2 protein-coding genes are annotated in these 2,091 nt (G+C 37.0%); both read right to left on the bottom strand.

Going from position 1 to position 2,091, the window contains the following annotated elements:
- Positions 1-1,817, bottom strand: a 1,817-nt coding sequence (locus tag QM536_01855) for a DNA adenine methylase (protein ID MDI9355754.1), incomplete at its 3' end; no start/stop codon positions are given.
- A 25-nt stretch (positions 1,818-1,842) separates the two neighbouring features.
- Positions 1,843-2,091, bottom strand: a 249-nt coding sequence (locus QM536_01850; GenBank protein ID MDI9355753.1) for a hypothetical protein, incomplete at its 5' end; no start/stop codon positions are given.

Genomic DNA, 2,091 nt, shown 5'->3' with positions numbered 1-2,091 from the left:
ATTAAAAGATACTCGTGAACTTTGTTCACGATAAATTTAAAAGGATAGCCCAATGGTCGCATGTTGTTGTATTCGTGTTGTCTATCCCAAATGAGAATATCTTCAAATGAAAAACCTGCCTCTTGTGCTATTCGTGCTGTGTCAATGTGCAATGGGAAAAATTTATCCTTCTTCCGCAAGTCCATAACATTCACAATGAAGTAACCTTTGGGTTTGGCTACTTTGTAAACTTCATTGCAAACCGATTTGAGAGAAGAAACAAACTCGTTGTAATCTTCAATGTTTCCTAAATCCTCTGTACTGTCGGAATAGTTTTTGTTTTCTTTCATATCTGCCGTTCTCTGTCTATTGAGTATATCCCAATAGGGGGGAGAAGTAACACACAAGTCAATTGAATTTGCTTCAACTTTTTCAGATAGTTTTCTTGAGTCGCTTACAAGATATTTGTTGTCTAAGCCGTAAATAGGAATGTTGTATGAGTTGGTTGCTCTCTTGATAAATTGTTGTTTGTATTCAGAACTCAAATCAAAACCGATAACTTCTTTTTCTTTTTTCAATCCTGCAATAAGAGTTGTGCCTGAACCTGCGAAGCAGTCCAAAATTTTCCCTCCATTCGGTTTACAGAATGTGTCAATCAATTTTGAAACTAATTTGATTGTGAAAATTGCAGGATGGTGTAATTTTTTTTCTTCTTCTGTCTTTCCTAAGTCACGCCAAATGCTGAAAGAATTTTGCAACCATTCTTTGCCTGTTAAGTTGTTTGTTTTGTTGACTGTCTTTTTTGGCTGAACAAGAAAAAGGCTTTCAAAAGTTAGTTGTGGGTCTTCTACTGTTTGATTGATGCTTTTATATCTTTTGTGGTTTTCTGTAAAAGTTTCAACTGTTCCAATTCTTCCAAGTACTTGTTGAATGGCTCCTTGCGGAATTACTCCCTCGTTATTGTAACTGAGAACAATGTATTGTGCTTTTGAAGAATTCAAAATCAAATCTTCAAGTGCGATTAACGCACTTGTCTTTGAACAATATTTTGATTTCTGATGGTCGTATTCTCTCATTCCTGTTTCACCATAAATTTTCGGTGTTTCTTTGAACCAACCTTCTGCAATTAGTTCAAGAATGAAATAGTTTGAGGCGTATTGTCTTGCGTTGTATGGTGGGTCAAGATAGAGAATATCGGAGTGAATTTCCTTTATCAATTCGTTTGCATCACGCTTATATGCTTTGTTTTTGTTCTTGCTTGGGATTATTTCAACCGCTTCCATTTTCAATGGATTCAATGCACGCTTGTCCCAAGTTTTCAAAAATGCTCCGTAAGTTCCTGAAACATTGCTTGTCAGATTAACTCCACGAAGTAGGGAAGTAATTAAGTAGTAGTATTCAAGTTCGGAAATTTTCTTTTCGTCTTTCCACTCTTCAATCAGAAAACGAAATGTGTCAATACGTTGAGCATTTTCGTCTGTGAAATACTGTCTGCCGCCATTAGGAGAGTAGTTTTCAAACATAAATCCTTTCTTACGGATTTTGAGTTTGTTCAAGTAGTCAAACAAAACTTCGTTTCCGTTTTTCAGTTTGAGGTGAGATTTCAGTTTTTTGAACTGAGGTTCTTCGTTCAACTCAATGTAGGTCTTTGCAATAGCGTATGAAAATTCAAGAGTGTCGTTTGAGATTACTGTATAGCCAAGTTTTTTGAAGTGTCTGCCAACAGCCGAAGTCCCTGCGAAAAGGTCAACAAAGTTGGAAGTGCCGTTCACGCCTGTCTTTTTGACGACACTCTCAATGAATGGAAGTAACTTTGTTTTTGCTCCGTAATATCTCATGTTATTTTTTGTATAAACTGTGGCTTCAAATATCTGCAAAATTAATTTCTGTTAGTTGGTTATTACTCAAAAGTTCTACACAAAAATTGTCGTTGTCCGTCTGGGTGGTGGGTGGGTTTGGGTGCGGTTGGGCAAAATAAAATGTGAAGCAACTTGGGTTGGGTTTGTGGGTGGCGTTGCTTCTCTTTTTATTTTGCGAAGCGTTGGCATTTGTCAGTCCGTTGTCAGCACAAAAGTTGGTGTTACGCACTGTCGTCATAGAATTACCGGTAAC

Source organism: Chitinophagaceae bacterium, from assembly GCA_030053935.1.
GTDB lineage: Bacteria > Bacteroidota > Bacteroidia > Cytophagales > JASGCU01 > JASGCU01.
Note: the sequence above shows the minus strand (reverse complement) of the source record. Positions and strands in the feature narration are given on the sequence as shown.